We start from the raw sequence: 21,506 nt of genomic DNA, 5'->3' as shown, positions 1-21,506 counted from the left end.
TACCTTGGAACTTCAAACACTGACAAGTCGCCCCGTGGGTTCGTGGGGCGGATACTTTACAGCCTAGCTTTTGTTCACTTAGGGTATCTCTATGAATATGGTTACGGTGTGGGTCAGGATTACGAGCAAGCGAAGCGGTATTATAAACAAGCTGTACAATTAGAAGATGCTAAAGGTGAGTTGCGCTTAGCATTGCTTTATTTGAGAGGGCAGGGTGGAGCTGTTGATAAAGAAAAAGCAATATTGCTGTTACAATCGTCAGCATCTAAAGGTAATAGTTACGCAAAATATCATCTATCTTTATTGTCTAGCTAGTCAGTAAATTCAGTAACCTAGGTTCTTCTGCAGCCTATAAGGTCGCAAACGCGGCTACACCCCGCGAAATAAAAATTTTTCGGGTCATATAGCCACCACCACTGGCATGACACTGAATTGCCAATATCGAACTTAGGTTTTGAGCGTGATGCGTAACGCTAAGCTGTAACCATCTTGTTTGCTTTAACAAACGAATGGTAAAAATGCAAAGCGTTGCAAATCAATCTTGAATAGTTTGCTATGTTTACTGATTCGTTTTGACCTCCTCTTGACGCTTTAGCGATGCTTTAGATTCTTGAGGTTTGATTACAGTGGATAGGAATATATCCTTGTAGATTCCTTTCACTGAAGCTGCAGTCACCGCAAAACCAGCGATTAATATGTATAGATCAATTTCATTTAGTAGTTTTTTAGCATCATCATTAAACGTTCCTAGAATGAGCAAAAAACCGCATATGATACCACTGGATTGAAGTATGGCGTTTACCATTACAGCCTGATTGAACTCGCGTTTCGCTCTGTGACACCTGTATGTATATATTAAGATCAAGATAGCTCCCAATATAGCCGATGGAATATATATGGCTTTATCCATTTTTATCCCCTTTCGCTACAGAGTCTCCAATTAAGCCTCCTAAAATGCCACCTATAATAGCGCCAAATGGGCCTCCAATTGATGCTCCAAATATTGCACCTCCAGCTGCAGCCCCCATGACCCTAGAGCTATCGTGTACTGGTGTATCATAAAGCTCATAATCAGCTTCGAGTTCTGCAACGCCACTCGATTTTTCAGATGTGTAATTGATAATACCTATAGGGTATTCCCAAACCTTCATCTCTACCTCATAGCTGGAACCACAGTTATGACATTCTTCAGAGATTATTGCGGTGTATTCATTCTCATCCCCCATCTGCCTACTTGAACCACCAGTAACTTCAAAAGAAGTAACTTCTTCTTCGTAAAACTCCCCACACTTTGAGCAGCGAAATTTTGCTTTGCCCACTATTCCATCACTCATAATTCAAAATATCTCCTGTATACTTAACACTATATTAAGGTGTGAGTCATGTTTGCCAAGACACTTAACCAGAACACCATAAACACTGGACTACACCCAAACCAAAAATACCGAGCGTGGGGAATAACTCTTAGTCGTTTGTCAGCAGCTCCGATTAGCACGACATTCAAGGTACGCATACCGATTTAACTCAGATATAAAGAATCTTGAAAGAGTATCTACCGATGACGCCTTTAACAGGATCGGTACAGCGAAATATTTATATACAAACGAAATTGGTAGCACCACCAACGCGTACATTGTAACTATTAATATGATGCTAAAAAAAGCGAAGCTTTGTACCTTGTCCCAAGTAACATTCTGCAATAATTCATATAACACTGTATCACTCTCCGATTTGGAAACGGTGATAAGAGCAATAAGACTAATTAGGTAAATAACCAAGCTCAGAATCCTATTCTTCGAGTCTGGGGAGTAGATAAACTGGAAAAACCGACTCCATTCTGATTGAGTTGATAAACCATGCTTACTTGCATCAGTCTCTCTCACTTCCTTTAGGTTCTTCATTGCTTCAAGAAGTGACTTACCAATGTGAGATACAAGCGATTGTAGATAAACAGCTTTGTGAAAGTCGATATTATCACTATCAAGAAGAGTGTAGCTGGACAAATGTCGAATGAGATTTTTGTCATAATGTCGCCGTGCAATTCCACCAAGAAAGCCTGCAATTAGCATTGGAAGAATTGATATGTTTACGTAGTCCAAAACAAGCTGTAAATAACCAGCAAGAGCAAACAGAATAATAGAAATAGACAGGTACCCTAAACCTTCCATTCCAAAATATCGCATACTGACAGTATTGGAGTAGTACGTTCTCGCTAAATATTTAAGCTCTTCCAACTTAACTTGTCTCCTGAAGTCTAAAAGGACTGCTAAAGCAGCGTTAAGTGGTGAGTAACGCAAACCACCTTACCTAAAGCTATTGTGCTGTAAATTTAAGCTGAAGCAAACCAAAAATGCCGAGTGTTGGGAATCGGTTTTAAGCGCTTGTGAAGTCCCATTACTACAATGCTAAATAGTTGGCACTGACGGTAATGATTCAAAGCGCATTGCTCCAACTGCCCATTTGTTACCCGAAATTGCATATTGATGTAAGTTTTCCGGTGAAGAAAGTATAAAGCCAGAGAGTTTCTTCTTTGCTGCTTTCGATGAATACCTTTTTTGGCACATATCAACAAAACCGCTGATACGCTCGGCTATGTCACCTGGAAACCTAAACTCTACATTTTCGTCGTAACGAATTTGGGCTCTATATTGCAGACTCTTTGGCAATGTCCCTTTTCGCTTCCAAGCAATCATTGGCATTGGTACTCTTGGTATTTTCGAGCTTTTTGGTAGATAAGAAACATTTGGATCCAGTAACACATCGTTGACTTCAACCCAATAATGACTTGGTTGATCACGATTTGAACCAGCAAAGCCCTCTAAGGAAGCTTGACGTCCATCGATTGACATTGTGAATGCGCCGACATTACCCCCGACAATAATGGAACTAACACCTTCTTTCTGCAGTATCGAATATATTGCACAAGCCGTATAAAGACACCGAGAGTCATAATCTGTTGGAAATGTTTTTTTCAAACACCAATCTATTGTTGCGAACAAATTGTTAACTTTAACTCGACCAAGCATCATTACATTCACCTTTACTATTTGATGGTTCGATAAACTCACTCTGGTACTTAATGCTTCTTATACGGCAATGCTTCGTATTTTGAGGCTGAATGATGCCTAATTTATATATTCGATTCAACAATGAATCAATGGGTTAGTGATGTATTAGAGGTGTTAGATTGCTTTGTGGCGAGTAACCTTGATCTGTAGCCATGATAGGTCTTAGTATTGTGAGAGGGTAAGAAGAGGGGGCATCGCATTAAAACAGCAGAATAATCGTATTCGGTCAGTGAAGGTGAGATGTTTCCTTAACCTCTTGTTCAGTACATTATTGTCATTTCATGTTAATTCGTTACAATACCTTTGGAATAAATGAGGGTGCATCTGTATTTGTACCTGAATTTGTACCAATTCTTACATATATCCCCATCAAGTTATCTAACTTGTTGAATTAAATATATTAAATAATTTTCATGTGTTGCTTGGTGTGCAACACCACTGTAAAGGACAAATAATGCCAATTATTACTCTTCCTGACGGTAGTCAGCGTCAATTTGACAACCCTGTATCAACTCTAGATGTTGCCCTATCAATCGGTCCTGGTCTTGCGAAAGCAACCATTGCTGGTCGTGTAGATGGCGAGCGTGTTGATGCTTGTGATCTTATCGAAAACGATGCAAGCCTAGAAATCATCACAGCTAAAGATGAAGTTGATGGCCTTGAGATCGTTCGTCACTCTTGTGCTCACCTTTTAGGTCACGCGATTAAGCAGCTTTTTCCAGAAGCGAAAATGGCGATCGGTCCTACCATTGATAACGGTTTCTACTACGATATCGACCTTGAGCACTCTCTAACGCAAGAAGATCTAGAAAAGATTGAAAAGCGTATGAAAGAGCTAGCGAAGACCAAGTATCAGGTTGTTAAGAAGAAAGTTAGCTGGCAGGAAGCGCGTGACGCATTCGAAGCTCGCGGCGAGACTTACAAAATCGAAATCCTGGATGAGAACGTTTCTAAAGACGATCGTCCAGGCCTGTACCATCATGAAGAATACATCGATATGTGTCGTGGTCCACACGTTCCACATATGGGCTTCTGCCAACACTTCACGCTACTTAACGTAGCGGGTGCTTACTGGCGTGGTAACAGTGACAACAAGATGCTTCAACGTATCTACGGCACTGCATTCCACGACAAAAAAGCGCTTAAGGCTCACCTAGTGCGCCTAGAAGAAGCGGCTAAGCGTGATCACCGTAAAATCGGTAAGCACTTAGATCTATTCCACATGCAGCAAGAAGCACCAGGCATGGTGTTCTGGCATCATAACGGTTGGACTATCTTCCGTGAGCTAGAAGTATTTATTCGTCAGAAGCTGACTGAGTACGATTACCAAGAAGTAAAAGGCCCATTAATGATGGACCGTGTTCTTTGGGAGCGCTCTGGTCACTGGGATAAGTACGCTGAAGCGATGTTCACGACTTCTTCAGAGAACCGTGAATACGCGATCAAGCCAATGAACTGCCCTGGTCACGTTCAAATCTTTAACCAAGGTTTGAAATCTTACCGTGATCTACCGTTACGTATGGCTGAGTTTGGCTCATGTCACCGTAACGAGCCGTCTGGCGCACTTCACGGCATTATGCGTGTTCGTGGCTTCACTCAAGATGATGCTCACGTATTCTGTACTGAAGACCAAGTTCAGCAAGAAGTTAAAGCTTGTATTGAAATGGTTTACGATACTTACACAACTTTCGGTTTCGAAAACATTGTTGTTAAGCTATCTACTCGTCCAGAACAGCGCGTAGGTTCAGACGAAATGTGGGACCGTGCAGAGGCCGATCTTAAGCAAGCGCTTGAGGCGATGGAGATTGCATACGAGATTCAAGAAGGCGAGGGTGCGTTCTACGGACCTAAGATTGAATTTACTTTGCATGATTGTTTGGACCGCGCATGGCAATGTGGTACAGTGCAGCTCGATTTTGCATTACCAGAACGTTTAGGTGCAACTTACGTAGGTGAAGATAACGAGCGTCACACGCCAGTTATGATCCACCGCGCGATTTTAGGTTCACTAGAACGCTTCATCGGTATTCTTATTGAAGAATACGCAGGCTTCTTCCCAACGTGGTTGGCGCCAGAACAAGCAATTGTTATGGGCATTACAGACAAACAGTCTGAATATGTACAAGAAATTGCGAAAAAACTGCAAAAAAGTGGATTTAGAGTCAAAGCAGACTTGAGAAATGAGAAGATTGGCTTTAAAATCCGCGAACATACTTTGAAACGTGTACCGTTCATGCTTGTGTGTGGTGACCAAGAAATGGAAGCCGGCGAAATTGCAGTACGTACACGTAAAGGTAAGGACCTTGGCAAATTTAAAGTGGATGACTTTATTTCATACATCCAAGCCGAGGTTTCAAGCCGTAAGCTCAATCTGGAGGAATAGCTATTAAAGGCGGAAGACGTGGCCAACAACCGGCCAAACAAAACCAGCACCGTTTAAACGGTGACATTCGTGGCGTTCGTGAAGTGCGTCTAACTGGCGCAGACGGCGAAGCTGTTGGTGTAGTAACAATCGCTGAAGCGATGGAAGCTGCAAATGAAGCTGGTATGGATCTTGTAGAGATCAGCCCTAACGCCGAGCCGCCAGTTTGTCGTGTGATGGACTACGGTAAGTTCCTCTTCGAGAAGAGCAAAGCTGCGAAAGAGCAGAAGAAAAAGCAAAAGCAGGTTCAGATCAAGGAAATTAAATTCCGACCTGGAACTGATATTGGAGACTATCAGGTAAAACTACGCAACCTGACTGGTTTCCTTGAAGACGGCAACAAAGTGAAGGTAACAATTCGCTTCCGTGGCCGCGAAATGGCTCACCAAGAAATCGGTGTTGACGTTCTTAATCGTTTGAAAGTAGATACTGAAGAATTTGCAGTTGTCGAATCTTTCCCAACGAGAATTGAAGGTCGCCAGATGATCATGGTGTTGGCCCCTAAAAAGAAGTAATTAACGGCCTTGCAAGTAATTAAACCCTGCAGCCTCAGGTTGCGGGGTTTTATTCGCCCTAATTACTATGTTATTAACAACTCAACAATGCGGAGTTATTCATCATGCCTAAGATGAAAACCAACAAAGGTGCTGCTAAGCGTTTCCAGAAAACTGCTGGTGGTATTAAGTTTAAGCACGCTGGTAAACGTCACATCCTGACTAAGCGTACTACTAAGAACAAGCGTCAGCTACGTCCGAACTCGATCCTTCCTAAATGTGAAGTTGCTCAAGTTCTACGTATGATGCCATACGCTTAATTCTTTTTAGTTTATAAATTCGTTTAGTTTAGGAGAAGCATAATGCCTCGCGTAAAACGTGGTGTACAAGCTCGTGCACGTCATAAGAAAGTTCTAAAACAAGCTAAAGGTTACTACGGAGCACGTTCACGTGTTTACCGCGTAGCTTTCCAAGCAGTTACCAAAGCTGGTCAATACGCTTACCGTGACCGTCGCAACAAGAAACGTCAATTCCGTCAACTTTGGATTGCACGTATCAACGCGGCATCTCGTCAAAATGGTCTATCTTACAGCCGTTTCATCAATGGCCTTAAGAAAGCATCTATCGAGATCGACCGTAAGATTCTTGCTGACATCGCAGTATTCGACAAAGCAGCATTTGCTGTTCTAGTTGAAAAAGCGAAAGCATCTCTATAATTTAGAGTTAGCTTAAAGGTTTAATAAAAGGAGAACTTCGGTTCTCCTTTTTTATTGCCTGCTATTTGGCTTTGCCGCATTCTCTCGCATCTAATTTTTATTCGCTTGAACAAGCATTCTGGTATATAAACATTTACCTAACCTTTAAATGTTAAGCGACCGAGATAAATGACCGCACCGACTACTATGACGTTCTTCGAACGTTTTGAAACTGACATCCTTTCTGGCAAGAAGACGATTACTATTCGCGATGAATCTGAGCGCAATTACCAGCCAGGTAGCGTTGTAGAAGTATCAACGCTAGAGCAGGGACGTGTATTCTGTAATCTTAAGATCATTAGTGTAGAACCAATCTTGTTTGATGACTTAGGTGAGTTCCATGCGGAGCAAGAGAACATGACGCTAGAAGTCCTCAAGGGTGTGATTCAAGATATCTATCCGGGTATCTCTCAACTGTATGTGGTTTCTTACGAGCTTGTGTAACCCGCTTTAAATAGAATTTGTTGATCAATACAGCGTCTAACGCAGAGCAATGAGAAAGGGAAGTCACAATGAGTGAATTACAGAATGGTGCAGCTCAGCAAATTTTGCTCCAACTTTATTGTCGTGAGCAAAATGAGCAGCCGTTAATCTCTAGAACTGATCTCGACATTGCTCTTTATGATAGCGAAGGCTTTCTAGCGTGGCGTGATACAAAGCGTGACTTCATTGTCAGTGATATCGAGAATCGAGTTTGGGTGAAGAGTTGCCCCGGCGGTTACATCACTGAAGTACACTTCAATGCTGACGGTTCTCTGATTGAATATCGTTTGTTCGATCGATTTGAAACAACAGGGCAGTGGCAACTAAAAGATGGGTTGTTACACGTCGAGATTTTGAAGGGCGAGAATCGCTACCAGTTTACTGTTGTGGCTCGTGCTGATCTCAATATTCACTCTGCGGTGGAATATAAAAATGGTGAGCTGCATTCGTATCTGAAATTGGTGCAGGCTGAGCGTTAATCCCTTTTAGCCGACCTTGCTTGTCCATTAGAATAAGTGATATTCCAAGAATAAAAAAGCCAACAGTGATGTTGGCTTTGTTGTTTTCAATTCGACCGATTACTTCCAATCAACACGCCATTAAGCTTCGAAGTTCGCCAGTTGAGTATAAAGCTCGCTGTCTTGATCTTGCTTTGCACAAACCGTCAGTAGGTCTTCAATAAAGTACTTCAATGCACGTGCTTCAATTCGGCGAATGCCTTGCTGTTGCTCTTCAGTTAGGTAGTCGTAGATAGTTGCCGCTCCAAAGTCGCCAAAGATCATCTGACCTTGCTCATTCACTAAAGTGTTGTGAGCGTATAGATCACCATGACAAACTTTGTTGGCATGAAGATGTTCAAACACATCAATCATCTGTTCGGTAATGCTATTGATCTGAGCAATTGAAAGCTCGAAGCCTTCGTTGAACGTATCGCGAGTGCAGCTTTCAAGAGTAGGGGGCAAACCTAGGTTGTAATAGTTGCTCGGGATAAGCTCCATCACCAATGCTAGGTAGTTCTCTTCATCAACTTGAGCGATAGACTTCACTAGGTTGCTATGTTGGCCTGCTTGAAGACACGCTTCGAGTTCATCATGTGGGTAACCGTCACTGGTTACTTCGCCTTTGAATACTTTAACGGCCACTTCTTGTGGGAAATCAAAGTCACGGTTTAACCAGTTAGCATGTGAAATTACGCCAGACGCACCTTGCCCAAGTACTTGATTGAGTGAGTAGCATTGTGAGCTCACAGCAGGCACGCTATCTAAACTACTTGGGTGTTTGCAAAACGGATTACCCGCAAACGCTAACCAAGCCAATTTTGGTAGCTTGATAAGGAACTCTGGGAATTCAGTCAGTTGGTTTGCAGACATACGAACTAGTTCAAGGTTTGATAGCTTTTCCATACTTTCTGGTAAAACACGAATCTTGTTACCTGCCAATGCGAGCTTTTGCAGGCGTGGTCTTTCACCTAGTGAGTGAGGGAGAACCTCGATTGCATTGTCTGTCAGGATCAACCAACGTAATTGAGCAGGTAAAGATTGCTCGCTGACGGTTTTAATTTGATTAGATTTGAAGCCAACCATTTCGAGCTTAGGAAGAGTACCTAGAACATCAGGAAGGTGCGTGAACAGGTTATTCGACGCGAAGATGATACGCAGGTTAGTCAGCTGTGATAGCTCGTCTGGTAAGCTTGATAGTTGGTTTCCATAAAGGTCTAGAACCTCTAGAGAATCGGCAAGCTCTAAGATCTCTAATGGAAATTCAGTGAGCTCTGCTGACAGTTTTAAGTGCTTAATCCCTTTAAGTTGCCCTGATTTAAGTTGTTCTAGAGTATGCAAACCTTAGCCTTATGAATAGATGTTCGAGGCGTGTAGTTTACTTGTCTCAACCGAGAAAGGCGAGCATCAGTAATGAAGCTCGCCTAACAGGTTTAAGACTCAAGGTTTAGGGACATGGACTAAAGCTGGATATGGTTTTGGCTAACGCCGACCTCCTCAACAAAATCGCTATCATGACTGACCAAGATGAACGCACCTTGGTATTCACGCAGAGCCGAAGCCAATATTTGCTTTGAGTCTATGTCCAAGTGATTGTCTGGCTCATCAAGCAAAAGAAGTGGGGCATCCTGTTTACGGCTAACGATCAACATCGCCAGTTTCATTTTTTCACCACCACTTAAATGAGCCACTTTTCGGTATACAGAGTCTCGCCTGAACCCTATTCCAGCGAGCAAGGTTCGTGCGTCACTTTCTGTTAACCCAAAGCCGTGTGTCATCAAGCTATCGAACATGGTGTCGTTGGTGTCTAACAGGCCAAAGTGTTGATCCAAGTATACGGTCGCCCCTAAGCGCTTAATGGATCCGATATAGTTCGAGTGTTGGCCGTGAATGGCTTTTAACAGTGTCGATTTTCCGCACCCATTAGCCCCAGTTAGATAACATCGTTCTCCCTGTGATAGAGAGAAGCTAATAGGAGCACTAGAACCAAAATTTAGGCGACACTCTTCAACGGTTAATAGTGAGTGTTTTTTAGTAGCATCCGCTTGTTGTAGGTACAACGCTTGCGGCTTCAGTTGTTCTTGTTGTTCTTGAAGAAATTGAAGTTTATGTTGGTTTTGATCCTTTAAGTTCTTGTGGCTTGTTGCCGATGCACCTTGGGTTCGCCCTGCTTTATCTTTCATTGCATCCAATAATATCTTGGGTTGGCTACCCGATTTTCGGAGTCGGTTACCTTGAGACTCACGTTGTTGGGCTTTTTCCTTATTAGTCTGAGCTTGGCGCTCGAGTCGTTTCTTTTCCGATTGATGATGCGTTATCTGCTTGTCCAGTGCTTCACTTTGACTCGACATTTGCGTGAAGTAATCATCGTAATTCCCTTTGTAGAAACGCATGCCCAAACTGTTGAGATGACAGATCCCTTCCATGTGTCTCAACAAGCTTCGATCGTGACTGACGACAAGCACTTTGCCTTCAAACAACTGGCACTGTTCTAGTAACCAATTGCGTCCGTTGCTATCCAAATGGTTTGAAGGTTCGTCGAGAATCAGTATGTAGTGGTTTGATACAAATAATTGATGAAGCTGTAAAAGGGCGAGTTGCCCACCACTCAATGTATGGCACGGCGTGTTCAACCCACTGGTTATTTTCAATGTGGCTAAAAGTTGCTTCGTGTTCGCTTGTAAATCCCAATCCTCGCCAACGATATTGAAGTGCTGCAGTTCGCAGCTACCTTGTTCTATGGCGTGTAATGCGTCTAACTTTTCGGTGATCCCCAAGAAGTCAGCAATGCTGGTTGTGCTATCCAATAGCTTTGAAGGCAACTGGGAGTAAAAGCCGATCGAGCCTTGTCTGGAAACACTGCCTGATGTGGGTTGTGTTTGCCCGACCAGTAACGAAAGCAGTAGTGACTTCCCAGCTCCATTTCTTCCAACTAGACCTGTAAGGCGCGTGTTCAGATTAAAGGTGATGTCTTTGAATAACCACTCACCAGTATCGAGTTGGAATGAGAGATTGTTGGCTAATATAGTAGGCATAAAAATACCTCCCTTTACGTGTAAACGAGTAAAAGGGGTGAGGCGCTTTTCTACATAGACACCAACATGGGAGTCTAAGAATAGATCGCCAAGACGTTACTTAGGTAGATGACCAATCAAAGATAGAAAGCTGCGCTGAGATAATTTCTGTCTTTGAGGTACAGTTCTGCAAGATACATGTTGTCAAAAGACGGATCTTTAAGAACTTGATTTGTCGCGAAAATAGATGACGAAGTAACGCCCACTAACCCCGAGTGTCCAAATGATTTTTATAAAAATAAATCGGATGTCAGGATGTTAGTACTTCATTATGGCGTTATTCTCTTTTGAAATGATGGTGGGATGTTACTGAAAGAGACTGCTTAAAGTCAATATGGTGATGTGATTAAAATGTATCCAAATAATTAAAGCGCCTCATGCCTATATATAGATATAACCATGAGGAGCTTTAGAGTGTTCTTTGAAAGCAAGAGCTTCAAAGAATTTGAAAATTACAGGTTTCGTCCGCCGACAGCTCGCCAACACATGTCAAAGCTATCGCTGATGTACTTGGCTGACTGCTCTAGTGGTAACTCATTCTGTTCAATCAACCAGTTTGTACAAATCAGAAAGTGGCTGTGGATGAAGTGCCTAACAAGATTGATGTCTAATACCATCAGTTCACCAGTTTCTTGTCCTTTCAAAATGATCTCGTCTAATGATGCGAACATCTGTGAGACGATGACTTCTCGAGTTTGAGTCGTCGGATCGAAATGAACATTAGTGAAGAACTTCATCGCAACTGGATTTTTTAACGCCCATTCAAGCCCTGTAATCCACATGAACTTAAAGGCTTGGTAGCGATCTTGTTCAGCGATTTCTGTGTGCTGGTCAAGGGTAGAAAATAGCTCTATTTTCAGTTCACGAAACAGTTCATCAATCAGTAGAGATTTGTTCTCAAAGTGATGAAACAGTGTCGCCTTTGCTACGCCTGCTGTTTTCGCTATTTGTCCTGTAGATGTACCCTCTAGCCCTTGCTGAGAGAAGAGCAGGAGTGCAGCATCTAGGATTTTTTGCCTTTTCGTAATCATCTATTTAGTACTTTGAACAGAATCTTTTTAATTGGGTTGTTGTAAGGAGGGTGCATTAACTTGGTGAAGTTAATTTTTCCTCTACTTAGAACGGTTTTGGCATGGCTAAAGGTCTTGAAGCCTTCAATACCATGGTAGTGTCCCATGCCTGAAGGGCCAATGCCACCGAACGGTGCGTCTTCTGCTGCCACATGCACTAGCGAGTCGTTGATACAAACACCGCCAGAATGTGTATTCGATAAGAACTGGTCTTGGGTTTGCTTATCATGACTCATCAGATACAGAGCAAGTGGACGTTCTCTTGTTGTGATGTAGTTGATCGCTTCTTCAATAGAATCATAAGGCACAATCGGCAGAACAGGGCCAAACAACTCTTCTTGCATTGCGACCATGTCGTCGTTCACTTCGGTTAGGAGGTGTGGCGTCATTCTGTGGTTCACATCGTCTTGTGCTTGCTCGGTGACAGTGTGAATAACCGCACCTTTAGACTGAGCATCTGCAATCACACCCTTCAAACGATTGTATTGGCGCATATCGATCACTGAGGTTAAGTCTTTGCTTTCAATACCTGCTTTATATAGTTTTTTGAAGTAGAGCTTATAAGCCGTGATGAACGCGTCCGTTTTTTCTCGTGGCAATAAGATGTAATCGGGCGCCACACAAATCTGGCCAGCGTTTAAGCTTTTTGCAAACAGGATGCGTTCAACGGCGTCAGCGACATCAAAGTCCGGAGCAATAATCGTTGGAGACTTGCCACCCAATTCCAAAGTTACTGGCGTTAAGTTGTTGGCTGCTGCTCTCATTACGTGCTTACCCACAGAGGTCGACCCTGTGAATAGAATATGATCAAACGGGAGTTGGCTAAATTTCGCGGAAACGTCAGCTTCACCTTCTATAATCGCAACCCGATCTTCGTTAAAACCCTCAGCCAACATCGCTTTCAAAACTCGGTTTGTCGCAGGAGTGAACTCAGACATCTTGAGCATTGCAGTATTACCTGCTGCCAACGCAGTGATGAGGGGCCCTAAAGAGAGCATCACCGGGAAGTTCCAAGGAACAATGATACCGACAACACCTACTGGCTGATAATGAACGGTGATCTTCGCGGGTGTCAGCATTAAGCCTGCTTTTCTGCGAGATGGCTTCAACCATTTCTTAAGGTTCTTCAGGCTGTAATTGATCTGGTGAAGAGAAGGGGTGATATCAGCAATCAAGCTGTCGTGTTTTGCTCGATGGCCATAATCTTCAGATACCGCATCAATCAATTGCTCTTGATAGCGCATTAGCAACGCTTTTAATTCTGAGAGGTTTTTTCTTCTCTGCTCAAGCGTTGGATTAACATTACAGCGGTAGTGATCTTTTTGTCGGTTGAACATTTGATCCATGTCGTTGATGCTCGACGTGTTTGGTTCAAGGTCTAGATTATGGCTCATAGTATCCCCTAAATTCGAAAGCTGACCGATTGGTCGGTTGAATTTACAAGAAGATCGAATCGAATACAAGATATGCACGAGAAAAGTTCAATAATTGAGCGGCTACAACATTGAAGTGAGCGAGTTTTAGTTGGAAGAACGAAGTGTTTATAGGTATCGAATCACGGGATACAAGTTGTGTTTGTGATAGCGAGAGTTCAGATTGGGAAGTGCGCATATTTGTCACAACCCTGACTTAACTTGACCAGGTTAGCTAAGAATTTTATGTGTCTTTGGTATTTTATTCACCTGATTCTTTGTTAGAAAGTGCTTTAAATCTCATGCGCTTCAGCCTGTTTTTTGGCCTAAAACCTTGTAATACCTTACCTGTCACTTTAAGTCGGGGCGACGATAAAAAAACGTAATCGTAACCACAAATATCAATGGTTGGACTCACTCTTAATAATATCGGTTAATGCAGCCAACAAATCGTTTTCGAACGTTTTTTGTTGGGTTATACCTCGCTATTCCAATGAGGTATCTTCTGTCGATGGCCCTATAGTGTGAGGTCTCTAGAATTGGAAAATTCGGTTAATTTGGAACGCATCCGTGCTGAGTATAATGTAAAGCACTGGAGCCAAGGTTTTTATGGAATTGATGATAATGGCGAGGTGTATGTTTCACCGAGCGAAACCGATCATCAAGTTCCGCTAAGTCAGATCGTAAAACAGTTAGAGCAGAGAAATATTGGTTTGCCTGCTCTTGTGCGTTTTCCTCAAATAGTGCATCAACGTGTGCACAATATCTGTAACGCATTCAACCAAGCGATCGACGAATATCAGTACGATAACCGTTACCTACTTGTTTACCCGATTAAAGTTAACCAACAGAAAGAAGTGGTTGACGAGATCTTAGCGAGCCAAGCTCAATTAGAGCAGAAGCAGCTTGGTTTAGAGGCGGGCAGCAAGCCTGAACTATTAGCGGTATTGGCACTGGCTCAAAAAGCGAGCTCTGTGATCGTGTGTAACGGTTACAAAGACAGAGAATACATCCGTCTTGCGCTTATTGGCGAAAAGCTAGGCCACAAAGTATTTATCGTTCTAGAGAAGTTGTCTGAGCTTGATCTTGTTCTTTCTGAAGCGAAAGCGCTTGGCGTGAAACCTCGTTTAGGTTTACGTATTCGTCTTGCTTCTCAAGGCGCAGGTAAATGGCAAGCAAGTGGTGGGGAGAAGTCGAAGTTTGGTTTGTCTGCATCACAAGTGCTTACCGTTATTGAACGTTTAAAAGCAGAAGACCAACTCGATGTTTTAGAGTTAGTGCATTTCCATCTTGGCTCACAAATGGCCAATATTCGTGATGTGCGAAATGGTGTGAGTGAAGCGGCTCGTTTCTACTGTGAACTGCGCGATATCGGTGCTCAACTGAAGTTCTTAGATGTTGGTGGTGGCTTGGCAGTCGATTACGACGGCACACGCAGCCAATCTTCAAACTCAATGAACTACGGCTTGCTTGAGTACGCTCGCAACATCGTGATGACAGTAGGGGATATTTGTAAGCTCTACAATCAACCACAACCTGTGATCATTTCTGAGTCTGGTCGTTCGTTGACTGCGCATCACGCTGTGCTTGTTACTAACGTGATCGGTACAGAAAGCTATTCTCCGGAAGATATGGCTGCGCCTGAAGCTGACGCACCAATGTTGCTAAACAACATGTGGAAGAATTTCTTAGAGCTAGATGCGGGTAATGATGACCGCGCGCTGATTGAGATCTACAACGACACGCAAAGTGATATCGCAGAAGCACACAACCAATTTGCGACGGGTATGCTGAACCTTCAGCACCGTGCTTGGGCAGAGCAGATGTCTTTGCGCATTAACTACGAACTTAGCTCTCGTATGAGTACTAAGAACCGTTACCACCGTCCTATTTTGGATGAGTTGAGCGAGCGTTTGGCTGATAAGTTTTTCGTGAACTTCTCGCTGTTCCAATCGTTGCCAGATGCTTGGGGTATCGATCAGGTGTTCCCTGTATTGCCTCTAAGTGGTTTGGATAATGCGGACGAGCGACGCGCTGTAGTATTGGATATTACTTGTGATTCTGACGGTACGATTGACCAGTATGTTGATGGTCAAGGTATTGAAACGACTCTGCCAGTTCCTGCATGGAACCCAGATGAACCATACCTGATGGGCTTTTTCTTAGTAGGCGCATACCAAGAGATCTTGGGTGATATGCATAACCTATTTGGTGATACCCACAGTGTAGTGGTGAATGTTGATGAAAGTGGCCAAGCGAATATCGACTACATCAATGAAGGCGATACGGTTGAAGACATGATGCGTTATGTTCACATTGATACGGATCTGATTCGTCAGAACTACAAAGATTTGGTCACGGCGAAAGTACCAGCACAAGAGCAGCAAAGCGTACTTGAAGAGTTAGAGCAAGGCTTGATGGGTTACACCTATCTTGAGGATTTTTAATGAACGATCTATTTACCAAACCAGATTACTCGCTGTATTCCAATGCGATGACGTTTATGCGTCGTCCACTGGTGCAGAACCCAATCGATAACGACGCTGACGTGGTTGTGTTGGGCGCGCCGTTAGATATGGCGACATCAGGCCGCCCGGGTGCTCGCATGGGGCCTGATGCGATTCGTCGTGCGTCGGTAAACTTGGCGTGGGAAGGCAAAAAGTTTCCTTGGGACTTCAATGTATTTGAACATACCTCGGTAATTGATGCTGGCGATCTTGTGTTTGATTGCGGTGATGCTGAAGACTTAACTCAGCGTTTAGAAGCAGCCGCTGATGCGATTCTAAACAGTGGTAAAACACTGTTAGGTTTAGGTGGCGATCACTTCATTACACTGCCTTTGCTAAGAGCATACGGCAAGAAGTACGGTGAAATGGCTCTGATTCATTTTGACGCGCACACTGATACTTACAGTCAGGGTAGTCGTTACGATCACGGTACTATGTTCTACCATGCGCCAAATGAAGGGTTAATCTCGCCTGAGCATTCTGTGCAAATAGGTATTCGTACAGAGTATAAGCAGGAAGGTCATGGCTTTAATGTTATCAATGCGATGCAAGCGAATGACATGAGCGTGGATGAGATCATTGCTCAAGTGAAAGGCATTGTTGGTGATAAGCCAGTTTACCTAACGTTTGATATTGACTGTCTGGACCCTGCGTTTGCTCCGGGTACTGGGACACCAGTGTGTGGTGGTTTGAATTCAGATAAAGTGCTCAAAATCATCCGTGGCTTACAAGGTATCAACATGGTTGGTATGGATGTAGTAGAAGTGTCTCCAGCCTATGACCAAAGCGAAATTACCGCTCTAGCTGGTGCAACTATCGCACTTGAGCTGCTTTACGTTTGGACGGCAAATCGTTTAACAAAATAAAATAGTTAGCGAGCCATGTTGAACGTGACAATCTCGTTTTACAGATAAACACCATATTACGGTGCATGATCTTCTAAAAGCCGCCCGAGTTAAACTCGGACGGCTTTTTTGTATCTATTGTTTTGTCCTAAAACGTATTCCTTTTGATATGTGTGTATCGAATGATAAGTCATGACTATTGTTCCTCCATAGCACCTTAATATGTTGATGGGCATATATGAAATTGGCGAAATATACGCTTAATAAATGGTTTTTCATCCGCTTTGTGCTGAACATTGTCTCAAGTTTGGGACTACTCTCTGCTTTGTTGCTATCACATCGTTTGCCTCAAGCAATGTCTGATATTCGCTCATGATTTATCTACTTTATTCCTGTATATCTTTATAGGATTAAAGAGATGTAACATCGCTGTGAGTTTATTTGCATATAAATCAATGCACTACTAACGTTTAATTTGTGTTTTAGAAATCCATAGAGAATAAGTGAATTTGTGAAAAGGAGTCTCTTAGCACAGACATGGCATTTTTTATGGGGAAGACTAGGCTTAACAGTAAGTAAACTATAAAAAAAACAGGTTAAATTCTTATCTCTTTTCAACTCGAAGAGGCACAACAAAAGATTGGCCATTGATGAGGGGTAAGTATGAATTTGATTAAAGCCTGTAATGATTAACAAAAATAATTTGTACAGCTCTAGATAAGAGTGCTTGTGATAACGGGGGGATATATGGATATTGAGGTTTCGCGCCAAGCTGCGGTTGTTGAAGCAGTAAGTGGGGATGTGGTTGTAGTAACACCTGACGGCAACCCAAAAAAAGTTCTAGTTGGCGATATCATCCGTGAAAATGAGATAGTCATTACCGCAAATAATGCAGAACTTGTATTAGGTGCTCCAAATGGTGAGGTTCTGGTTGGCGAGAATTGTGTTGGATGTATTGACCAAGAATTGTCTTGGGCTGATGCCCCTATCGCCGGAGAGGTCAATTTCGATCTAGAGCAATCTGACGACGGAGCCTTTACTGACGATGATATTGCGGCAATCCAAGAAGCTATTTTAGGTGGCGCCGATCCTACTGAAATTTTGGAAGCAACGGCTGCTGGTGAAGGGCTAGGCTCTGCAAATGCTGGCTTTGTTACGATTGAATACAATAATATTCAAACTCAGCCCTCGACATTCTTTGAGACATCAGGGCTTGCGAAAGAAGAGGTAGAGGAAACTCGAGAGGAATTTAGAACGATCACCCGTTCAGCTGGTGGTCAATCGATCAGCGAATCAGTCACTGAAGGTTCTATTTCTGGCAATACCTACCCCCAATCTATTACGACCACAGAAACGATTATTGCGGGCAGTTTAGCTCTAGACCCAGATTCTTTTGTCCCAGACACACTCTCCCTTGCTTCACTCCTAAGTGAGCTTAATAACGACATTACATCAAGCGGCCAAGTTGTCACGTTTACTTACGACTCGGTAACGAATTCCATTGTTGGTGTTCAAGGTACTGACGAAGTATTACGTATCGATATTGATGCTACTAGTGTTGGCAATAATATCGATATCTCATTAACCACCACGATTTCTCAATCTATTGATCATGTTCCGTCTATCGGTGGTGGGCAGGTCTCTTATACTGGCGATCAAATTAACTTTGCTTTTGATATTCAAGGTGAAGACTCCGCAGGAAACCCAATAGCATCACCAATTAATGCGCTGGTTACTTTATTTGACGGGGTGAATCCGTCTGCTGAAAGCGTGAATATCAATAATGTAGAAACGAGTAGTGCACCTATTGAAGGCACTTTTTCTAATATTGGAAGTGATAAACTTCAATCTGCTGTCTTTGATGCAAGTGCGTTAGAAGAGTTTGATGGGTTGCTCAGTGATAACCAAAATACGGTAGCAAGACTGTCTGATGACGGAACAACGATCACTCTGTCTATTCAAGGGAGAGGTGAGGTTGTTCTCACAATCTCTCTCGATACCGATGGCGCATATAATTTCCAACAGTTTAAACCAATAGAAGAAGTGAGCTCCGACACGCTTTCATTCTCTCTACCGATCACGGTTACCGATTTTGACCAGGATGTCGTAACGAATACGATTAAGGTTGATATCTCTGATGGTGATAGCCCGTTCATTATTAATGTTGATGGCATCGATGTTGATGAGTCAGGCATTGTTGGCGGCTCACAAGAAGGAACAACCCCAGTAGGCGGTATTGGCAGTATCACAGCAAGTGTTTTTGAAAGTGACATTATTGACCATTACGAACTTGAACCGACTGAATTTAATACAGCGGGAGCCTTGGTTTCCAATGGTGCTGCCGTTCAATTAGAGTTAGTTAGTCAAACCAATGGTGTGAGAACGTATGAAGGTTATGTTGAGGTCAATGGATCTCGAATTACGGTCTTTGACGTTAAAGTCGATAGTCCATCATTGGGGAATTATGAATTTACTCTGTACGAATCGCTTTCACATCAAGGTTCTGAAGGTGAGTTGCTAACCTTTGTATTGCCCATTTACGCGGTTGACGCGGATGGCGACCGCTCTGCACTATCTGGTGGGTCAAATACACCAGAAGCTGCTGAGATCTTAATCAGTGTAAAAGATGATGTGGTCGAACTCATCGATAATGTCGTTTCCGTCGATGAACCGACTTTGGCGGGTGATACTGTTGTTTCTTATAATCTATTCAACTTTGAGGGTGCGGATGGTTCGACAATCCAATCATTGTCTTACGATGGGGTCGAATACAAGTTAGACCAAAATCTACTCCCAGATGCGGCACAAACTTTCCCATTTACAGAAGGGGTTGCAACGATTTCACTCAATGGTGATTTTAGTTTTGAAGTCGCTCGTGATATCAACCACTCAAGCAGCGAAACCATAGTAAAACAATTTGCCTTTTTAGCTGAAGATGCTGATGGCGACGAGAGCTTCTCAACGCTTGATCTTAGTATTACTGATGGCCAAGATCCGGTAATTAACCTAGTTCCACCAGTGACATTATCTGAAACGAATCTTGGTGATGGATCTTCGCCAAGCGGAAATGCGGTTAGCGCCACTGAAACGATTACGTTTACAGCCGGTAGTGATGATGTCGCGAGTTTTCGAATTGATCCAAACTTGTTCAATACTAATGATACGCTCAAATCGAATGGGCTTGTCGTTGAACTCAAGGAAGACCCTCAGAACTCAGGTACTTATATAGGTTTTGTTAACGATGGGGTAAACCCTGATGTCCCAGTGTTCACGATTAGCTTTTCTACAAGTACATTAGGGAAATACACCTTCACGCTGCTTGAAGCGTTAGATCATGAAGATGGCCTTGCAAATAACGACCTGAGCTTTGAACTGCCTGTTTATGCCGTGGACACTGATGGCGATAACTCGCAAATTTCCCCGCTTACAATGACCATCGGTGATGATGTGCAAATCATGAAAGATGGTGTGCTCAATATTGTTGAACCGACGGTTGCGGATTTGGCTGCTGGTAAGGTGACGACTGCCACCATTGATGTGATGCCTGATCAGAGTGCTGATGGCGCGACCATTACCCAGATCACGTATGACAATACCGTTTACACCTTGAATCAGGGCTTAACGGGAGAGCAGCTTATCACTGTGCCTGAGGGAAAACTGTTTGTTACCCTTGAAGGTGAAATACGCTTTGAACCCAATCGCGATTTAAACCACACAAGCAGCGAAGATATCGTTAAGACGATCGTGGTGACGTCAAGTGACTTTGATAAAGATCCGGTGACATCCACCGTTACTTTGACCATCACCGATGGTGATATTCCAATCATCAATACTATTCCAAGCGTCACGCTATCAGAATCCAATCTAGCCGATGGCTCGGCAGCAAGCACCGTGCCTGTGAGTCAAACTGAGATTATTCAGTTTACCAATCAAAGTGATGATGTCGTCAAGTTCCGTATCGACCCTGCTCAATTCAACACCAACGACGCGCTTAAATCGGGCGGGTTAGCCGTCGAGTTACGTGTCGATCCACAAAACAGCAACCAGTACATTGGCTTTGTGAAAGATGGATCCAACCCAGAAGTTCCGGTCTTTACGATTAGCTTCTCTACCAGCACGGTGGGTGAGTACACCTTTACTCTACTTGAAGCATTAGATCATGCTGATGGCCAAGCAAATAATGAATTGAGCTTTGATTTACCCGTTTATGCGGTAGACCGCGATGGTGATGATTCATTGATGTCGCCATTGAAAGTGACGGTCAGCGATGATGTGCAAGGCATGCAAAACCAAACGTTAACCATTACTGAGCCAACGGTGGCTGATTTGGCTGCTGGTGTTGTTACGACTGGCACTGTTGATGTGATGCCAGTGCAAAGTGCAGATGGTGCAACAATCACTCAGTTCGTTTATGACGGACAACTTAGAACATTGGTTCAAACAGATACTGGTGAGCAGCGGTTTGGTTTCACTGAAGGGACGTTAGTCATCACCCTGCAAGGTGAAGTGCGCTTTGAACCCAATCGCGATTTAGTTCATACAAACAACGAAGACATCGTTAAAACAATCGTAGTGACGTCAAGTGACTTTGATAAAGATCCGGTGACATCCACCGTGACTTTGACCATCACCGATGGTGATATTCCAATCATCAATACTATTCCTAGCGTCACGCTATCAGAATCCAATCTAGCCGATGGCTCGGCAGCAAGCACCGTGCCTGTGAGTCAAACTGAGATTATTCAGTTCACCAATCAAAGCGATAATGTCACCAGCTTCCGCATTGAGCCAAGCTTATTTAATACCAACGACACACTTAAATCTAATGGGTTGGTCGTTGAGCTTAAAGCCGATCCAAACACGACTGGGGGGTACATCG

At 43.2% G+C, this 21,506-nt stretch carries 17 protein-coding genes; 10 read left to right on the top strand and 7 right to left on the bottom strand.

Annotated elements, in window-relative coordinates; all coding sequences use genetic code 11:
* A partial coding sequence (locus AB6D80_RS20860) for a tetratricopeptide repeat protein (RefSeq protein WP_372189473.1) occupies positions 1-315 on the top strand: 315 nt, incomplete at its 5' end.
* A 244-nt stretch (positions 316-559) separates the two neighbouring features.
* Here AB6D80_RS20860 and AB6D80_RS20855 read toward each other — a convergent pair.
* The 3 genes from AB6D80_RS20855 to AB6D80_RS20845 form a co-directional block, all read right to left on the bottom strand.
* Positions 560-910: a hypothetical protein gene (locus tag AB6D80_RS20855; protein ID WP_009846499.1), complete on the bottom strand. Its 351-nt coding sequence runs from the start codon at positions 908-910 to the stop codon at positions 560-562.
* Positions 903-1,334 carry a hypothetical protein gene (locus AB6D80_RS20850; protein WP_065681505.1) on the bottom strand — a complete coding sequence of 144 codons (432 nt, stop codon included), beginning with the start codon at positions 1,332-1,334 and terminating at the stop codon, positions 903-905. The genes AB6D80_RS20855 and AB6D80_RS20850 overlap by 8 nt, the downstream gene beginning before the upstream one ends.
* A 1,071-nt stretch (positions 1,335-2,405) precedes the next feature.
* Positions 2,406-3,029, bottom strand: a complete 624-nt coding sequence (locus AB6D80_RS20845) for a hypothetical protein (RefSeq protein ID WP_009846503.1) — start codon at positions 3,027-3,029, stop codon at positions 2,406-2,408.
* A 493-nt stretch (positions 3,030-3,522) separates the two neighbouring features.
* Between AB6D80_RS20845 and thrS the strand changes: the two genes are divergently transcribed.
* The 6 genes from thrS to AB6D80_RS20815 all read left to right on the top strand — a co-directional run bounded on the left by thrS (position 3,523) and on the right by AB6D80_RS20815 (position 7,701).
* A complete protein-coding gene (gene thrS, locus AB6D80_RS20840) occupies positions 3,523-5,451 on the top strand; it encodes a threonine--tRNA ligase (RefSeq protein ID WP_029223062.1) in 1,929 nt (642 codons plus the stop codon).
* A gap of 2 nt (positions 5,452-5,453) precedes the next feature.
* Entirely contained in the window at positions 5,454-6,005 is a 552-nt protein-coding gene (gene infC, locus AB6D80_RS20835) for a translation initiation factor IF-3 (RefSeq protein ID WP_077680304.1), read from the top strand.
* A 104-nt stretch (positions 6,006-6,109) separates the two neighbouring features.
* Positions 6,110-6,304 carry a 50S ribosomal protein L35 gene (rpmI, locus tag AB6D80_RS20830; protein ID WP_004738430.1) on the top strand — a complete coding sequence of 65 codons (195 nt, stop codon included), beginning with the start codon at positions 6,110-6,112 and terminating at the stop codon, positions 6,302-6,304.
* Positions 6,305-6,346: 42 nt separating this feature from the next.
* A complete protein-coding gene (gene rplT / locus AB6D80_RS20825) occupies positions 6,347-6,700 on the top strand; it encodes a 50S ribosomal protein L20 (RefSeq protein ID WP_004733517.1) in 354 nt (117 codons plus the stop codon).
* Between the two features lie 168 nt (positions 6,701-6,868).
* Positions 6,869-7,183 (top strand): N(4)-acetylcytidine aminohydrolase, encoded by a 315-nt coding sequence (yqfB, locus tag AB6D80_RS20820; protein ID WP_009846506.1) that lies wholly within the window; start codon positions 6,869-6,871, stop codon positions 7,181-7,183.
* A gap of 68 nt (positions 7,184-7,251) precedes the next feature.
* Positions 7,252-7,701 carry a hypothetical protein gene (locus tag AB6D80_RS20815; protein WP_371707519.1) on the top strand — a complete coding sequence of 150 codons (450 nt, stop codon included), beginning with the start codon at positions 7,252-7,254 and terminating at the stop codon, positions 7,699-7,701.
* Positions 7,702-7,821: 120 nt separating this feature from the next.
* On the opposite strand, the gene AB6D80_RS20810 is transcribed toward AB6D80_RS20815, so the two are convergent.
* From AB6D80_RS20810 to AB6D80_RS20795, 4 genes are all read right to left on the bottom strand, one after another.
* Positions 7,822-9,060, bottom strand: coding sequence for a leucine-rich repeat-containing protein kinase family protein (locus AB6D80_RS20810; RefSeq protein WP_371707520.1), 1,239 nt, complete (start codon positions 9,058-9,060; stop codon positions 7,822-7,824).
* A gap of 119 nt (positions 9,061-9,179) precedes the next feature.
* The gene (locus AB6D80_RS20805) at positions 9,180-10,754 is read right to left on the bottom strand and encodes an ATP-binding cassette domain-containing protein (RefSeq protein ID WP_371707521.1); all 1,575 of its coding nucleotides are present in this window, start codon (positions 10,752-10,754) and stop codon (positions 9,180-9,182) included.
* Positions 10,755-11,245: 491 nt separating this feature from the next.
* Positions 11,246-11,824 (bottom strand): TetR/AcrR family transcriptional regulator, encoded by a 579-nt coding sequence (locus AB6D80_RS20800; RefSeq protein ID WP_371707522.1) that lies wholly within the window; start codon positions 11,822-11,824, stop codon positions 11,246-11,248.
* A complete protein-coding gene (locus AB6D80_RS20795; protein WP_372189470.1) occupies positions 11,821-13,257 on the bottom strand; it encodes a coniferyl aldehyde dehydrogenase in 1,437 nt (478 codons plus the stop codon). The genes AB6D80_RS20800 and AB6D80_RS20795 overlap by 4 nt, the downstream gene beginning before the upstream one ends.
* A 557-nt stretch (positions 13,258-13,814) precedes the next feature.
* Here AB6D80_RS20795 and speA point away from each other — a divergent pair.
* From speA to AB6D80_RS20780, 3 genes are all read left to right on the top strand, one after another.
* Complete coding sequence (speA, locus tag AB6D80_RS20790) at positions 13,815-15,722, top strand: arginine decarboxylase (RefSeq protein WP_102257374.1); 1,908 nt, start codon at positions 13,815-13,817, stop codon at positions 15,720-15,722.
* On the top strand, positions 15,722-16,648 hold the full coding sequence (gene speB / locus AB6D80_RS20785) for an agmatinase (protein WP_009846513.1): 927 nt from the start codon (positions 15,722-15,724) through the stop codon (positions 16,646-16,648). The genes speA and speB overlap by 1 nt, the downstream gene beginning before the upstream one ends.
* Before the next feature lie 726 nt (positions 16,649-17,374).
* Positions 17,375-21,506: retention module-containing protein (locus tag AB6D80_RS20780; RefSeq protein ID WP_372032857.1), on the top strand; the 4,132-nt coding region annotated here is incomplete at its 3' end.

The sequence above is a fragment of the Vibrio sp. 10N.247.310.17 genome, from assembly GCF_041466605.1.
Classification (GTDB): Bacteria; Pseudomonadota; Gammaproteobacteria; order Enterobacterales; family Vibrionaceae; genus Vibrio; species Vibrio tasmaniensis_A.
The sequence above is the reverse complement of the archived record's forward strand: the minus strand, read 5'-3'. Positions and strand labels throughout refer to the sequence as shown.

Coding starts and splice junctions, on each gene's coding strand:
- AB6D80_RS20855 (WP_009846499.1), bottom strand. CDS start 910: ATGGATAAAGCCATATATATTCCATCGGCTATATTGGGAGCTATCTTG.
- AB6D80_RS20850 (WP_065681505.1), bottom strand. CDS start 1,334: ATGAGTGATGGAATAGTGGGCAAAGCAAAATTTCGCTGCTCAAAGTGT.
- AB6D80_RS20845 (WP_009846503.1), bottom strand. CDS start 3,029: ATGATGCTTGGTCGAGTTAAAGTTAACAATTTGTTCGCAACAATAGAT.
- thrS (WP_029223062.1), top strand. CDS start 3,523: ATGCCAATTATTACTCTTCCTGACGGTAGTCAGCGTCAATTTGACAAC.
- rpmI (WP_004738430.1), top strand. CDS start 6,110: ATGCCTAAGATGAAAACCAACAAAGGTGCTGCTAAGCGTTTCCAGAAA.
- rplT (WP_004733517.1), top strand. CDS start 6,347: ATGCCTCGCGTAAAACGTGGTGTACAAGCTCGTGCACGTCATAAGAAA.
- yqfB (WP_009846506.1), top strand. CDS start 6,869: ATGACCGCACCGACTACTATGACGTTCTTCGAACGTTTTGAAACTGAC.
- AB6D80_RS20815 (WP_371707519.1), top strand. CDS start 7,252: ATGAGTGAATTACAGAATGGTGCAGCTCAGCAAATTTTGCTCCAACTT.
- AB6D80_RS20805 (WP_371707521.1), bottom strand. CDS start 10,754: ATGCCTACTATATTAGCCAACAATCTCTCATTCCAACTCGATACTGGT.
- AB6D80_RS20800 (WP_371707522.1), bottom strand. CDS start 11,824: ATGATTACGAAAAGGCAAAAAATCCTAGATGCTGCACTCCTGCTCTTC.
- AB6D80_RS20795 (WP_372189470.1), bottom strand. CDS start 13,257: ATGAGCCATAATCTAGACCTTGAACCAAACACGTCGAGCATCAACGAC.
- speB (WP_009846513.1), top strand. CDS start 15,722: ATGAACGATCTATTTACCAAACCAGATTACTCGCTGTATTCCAATGCG.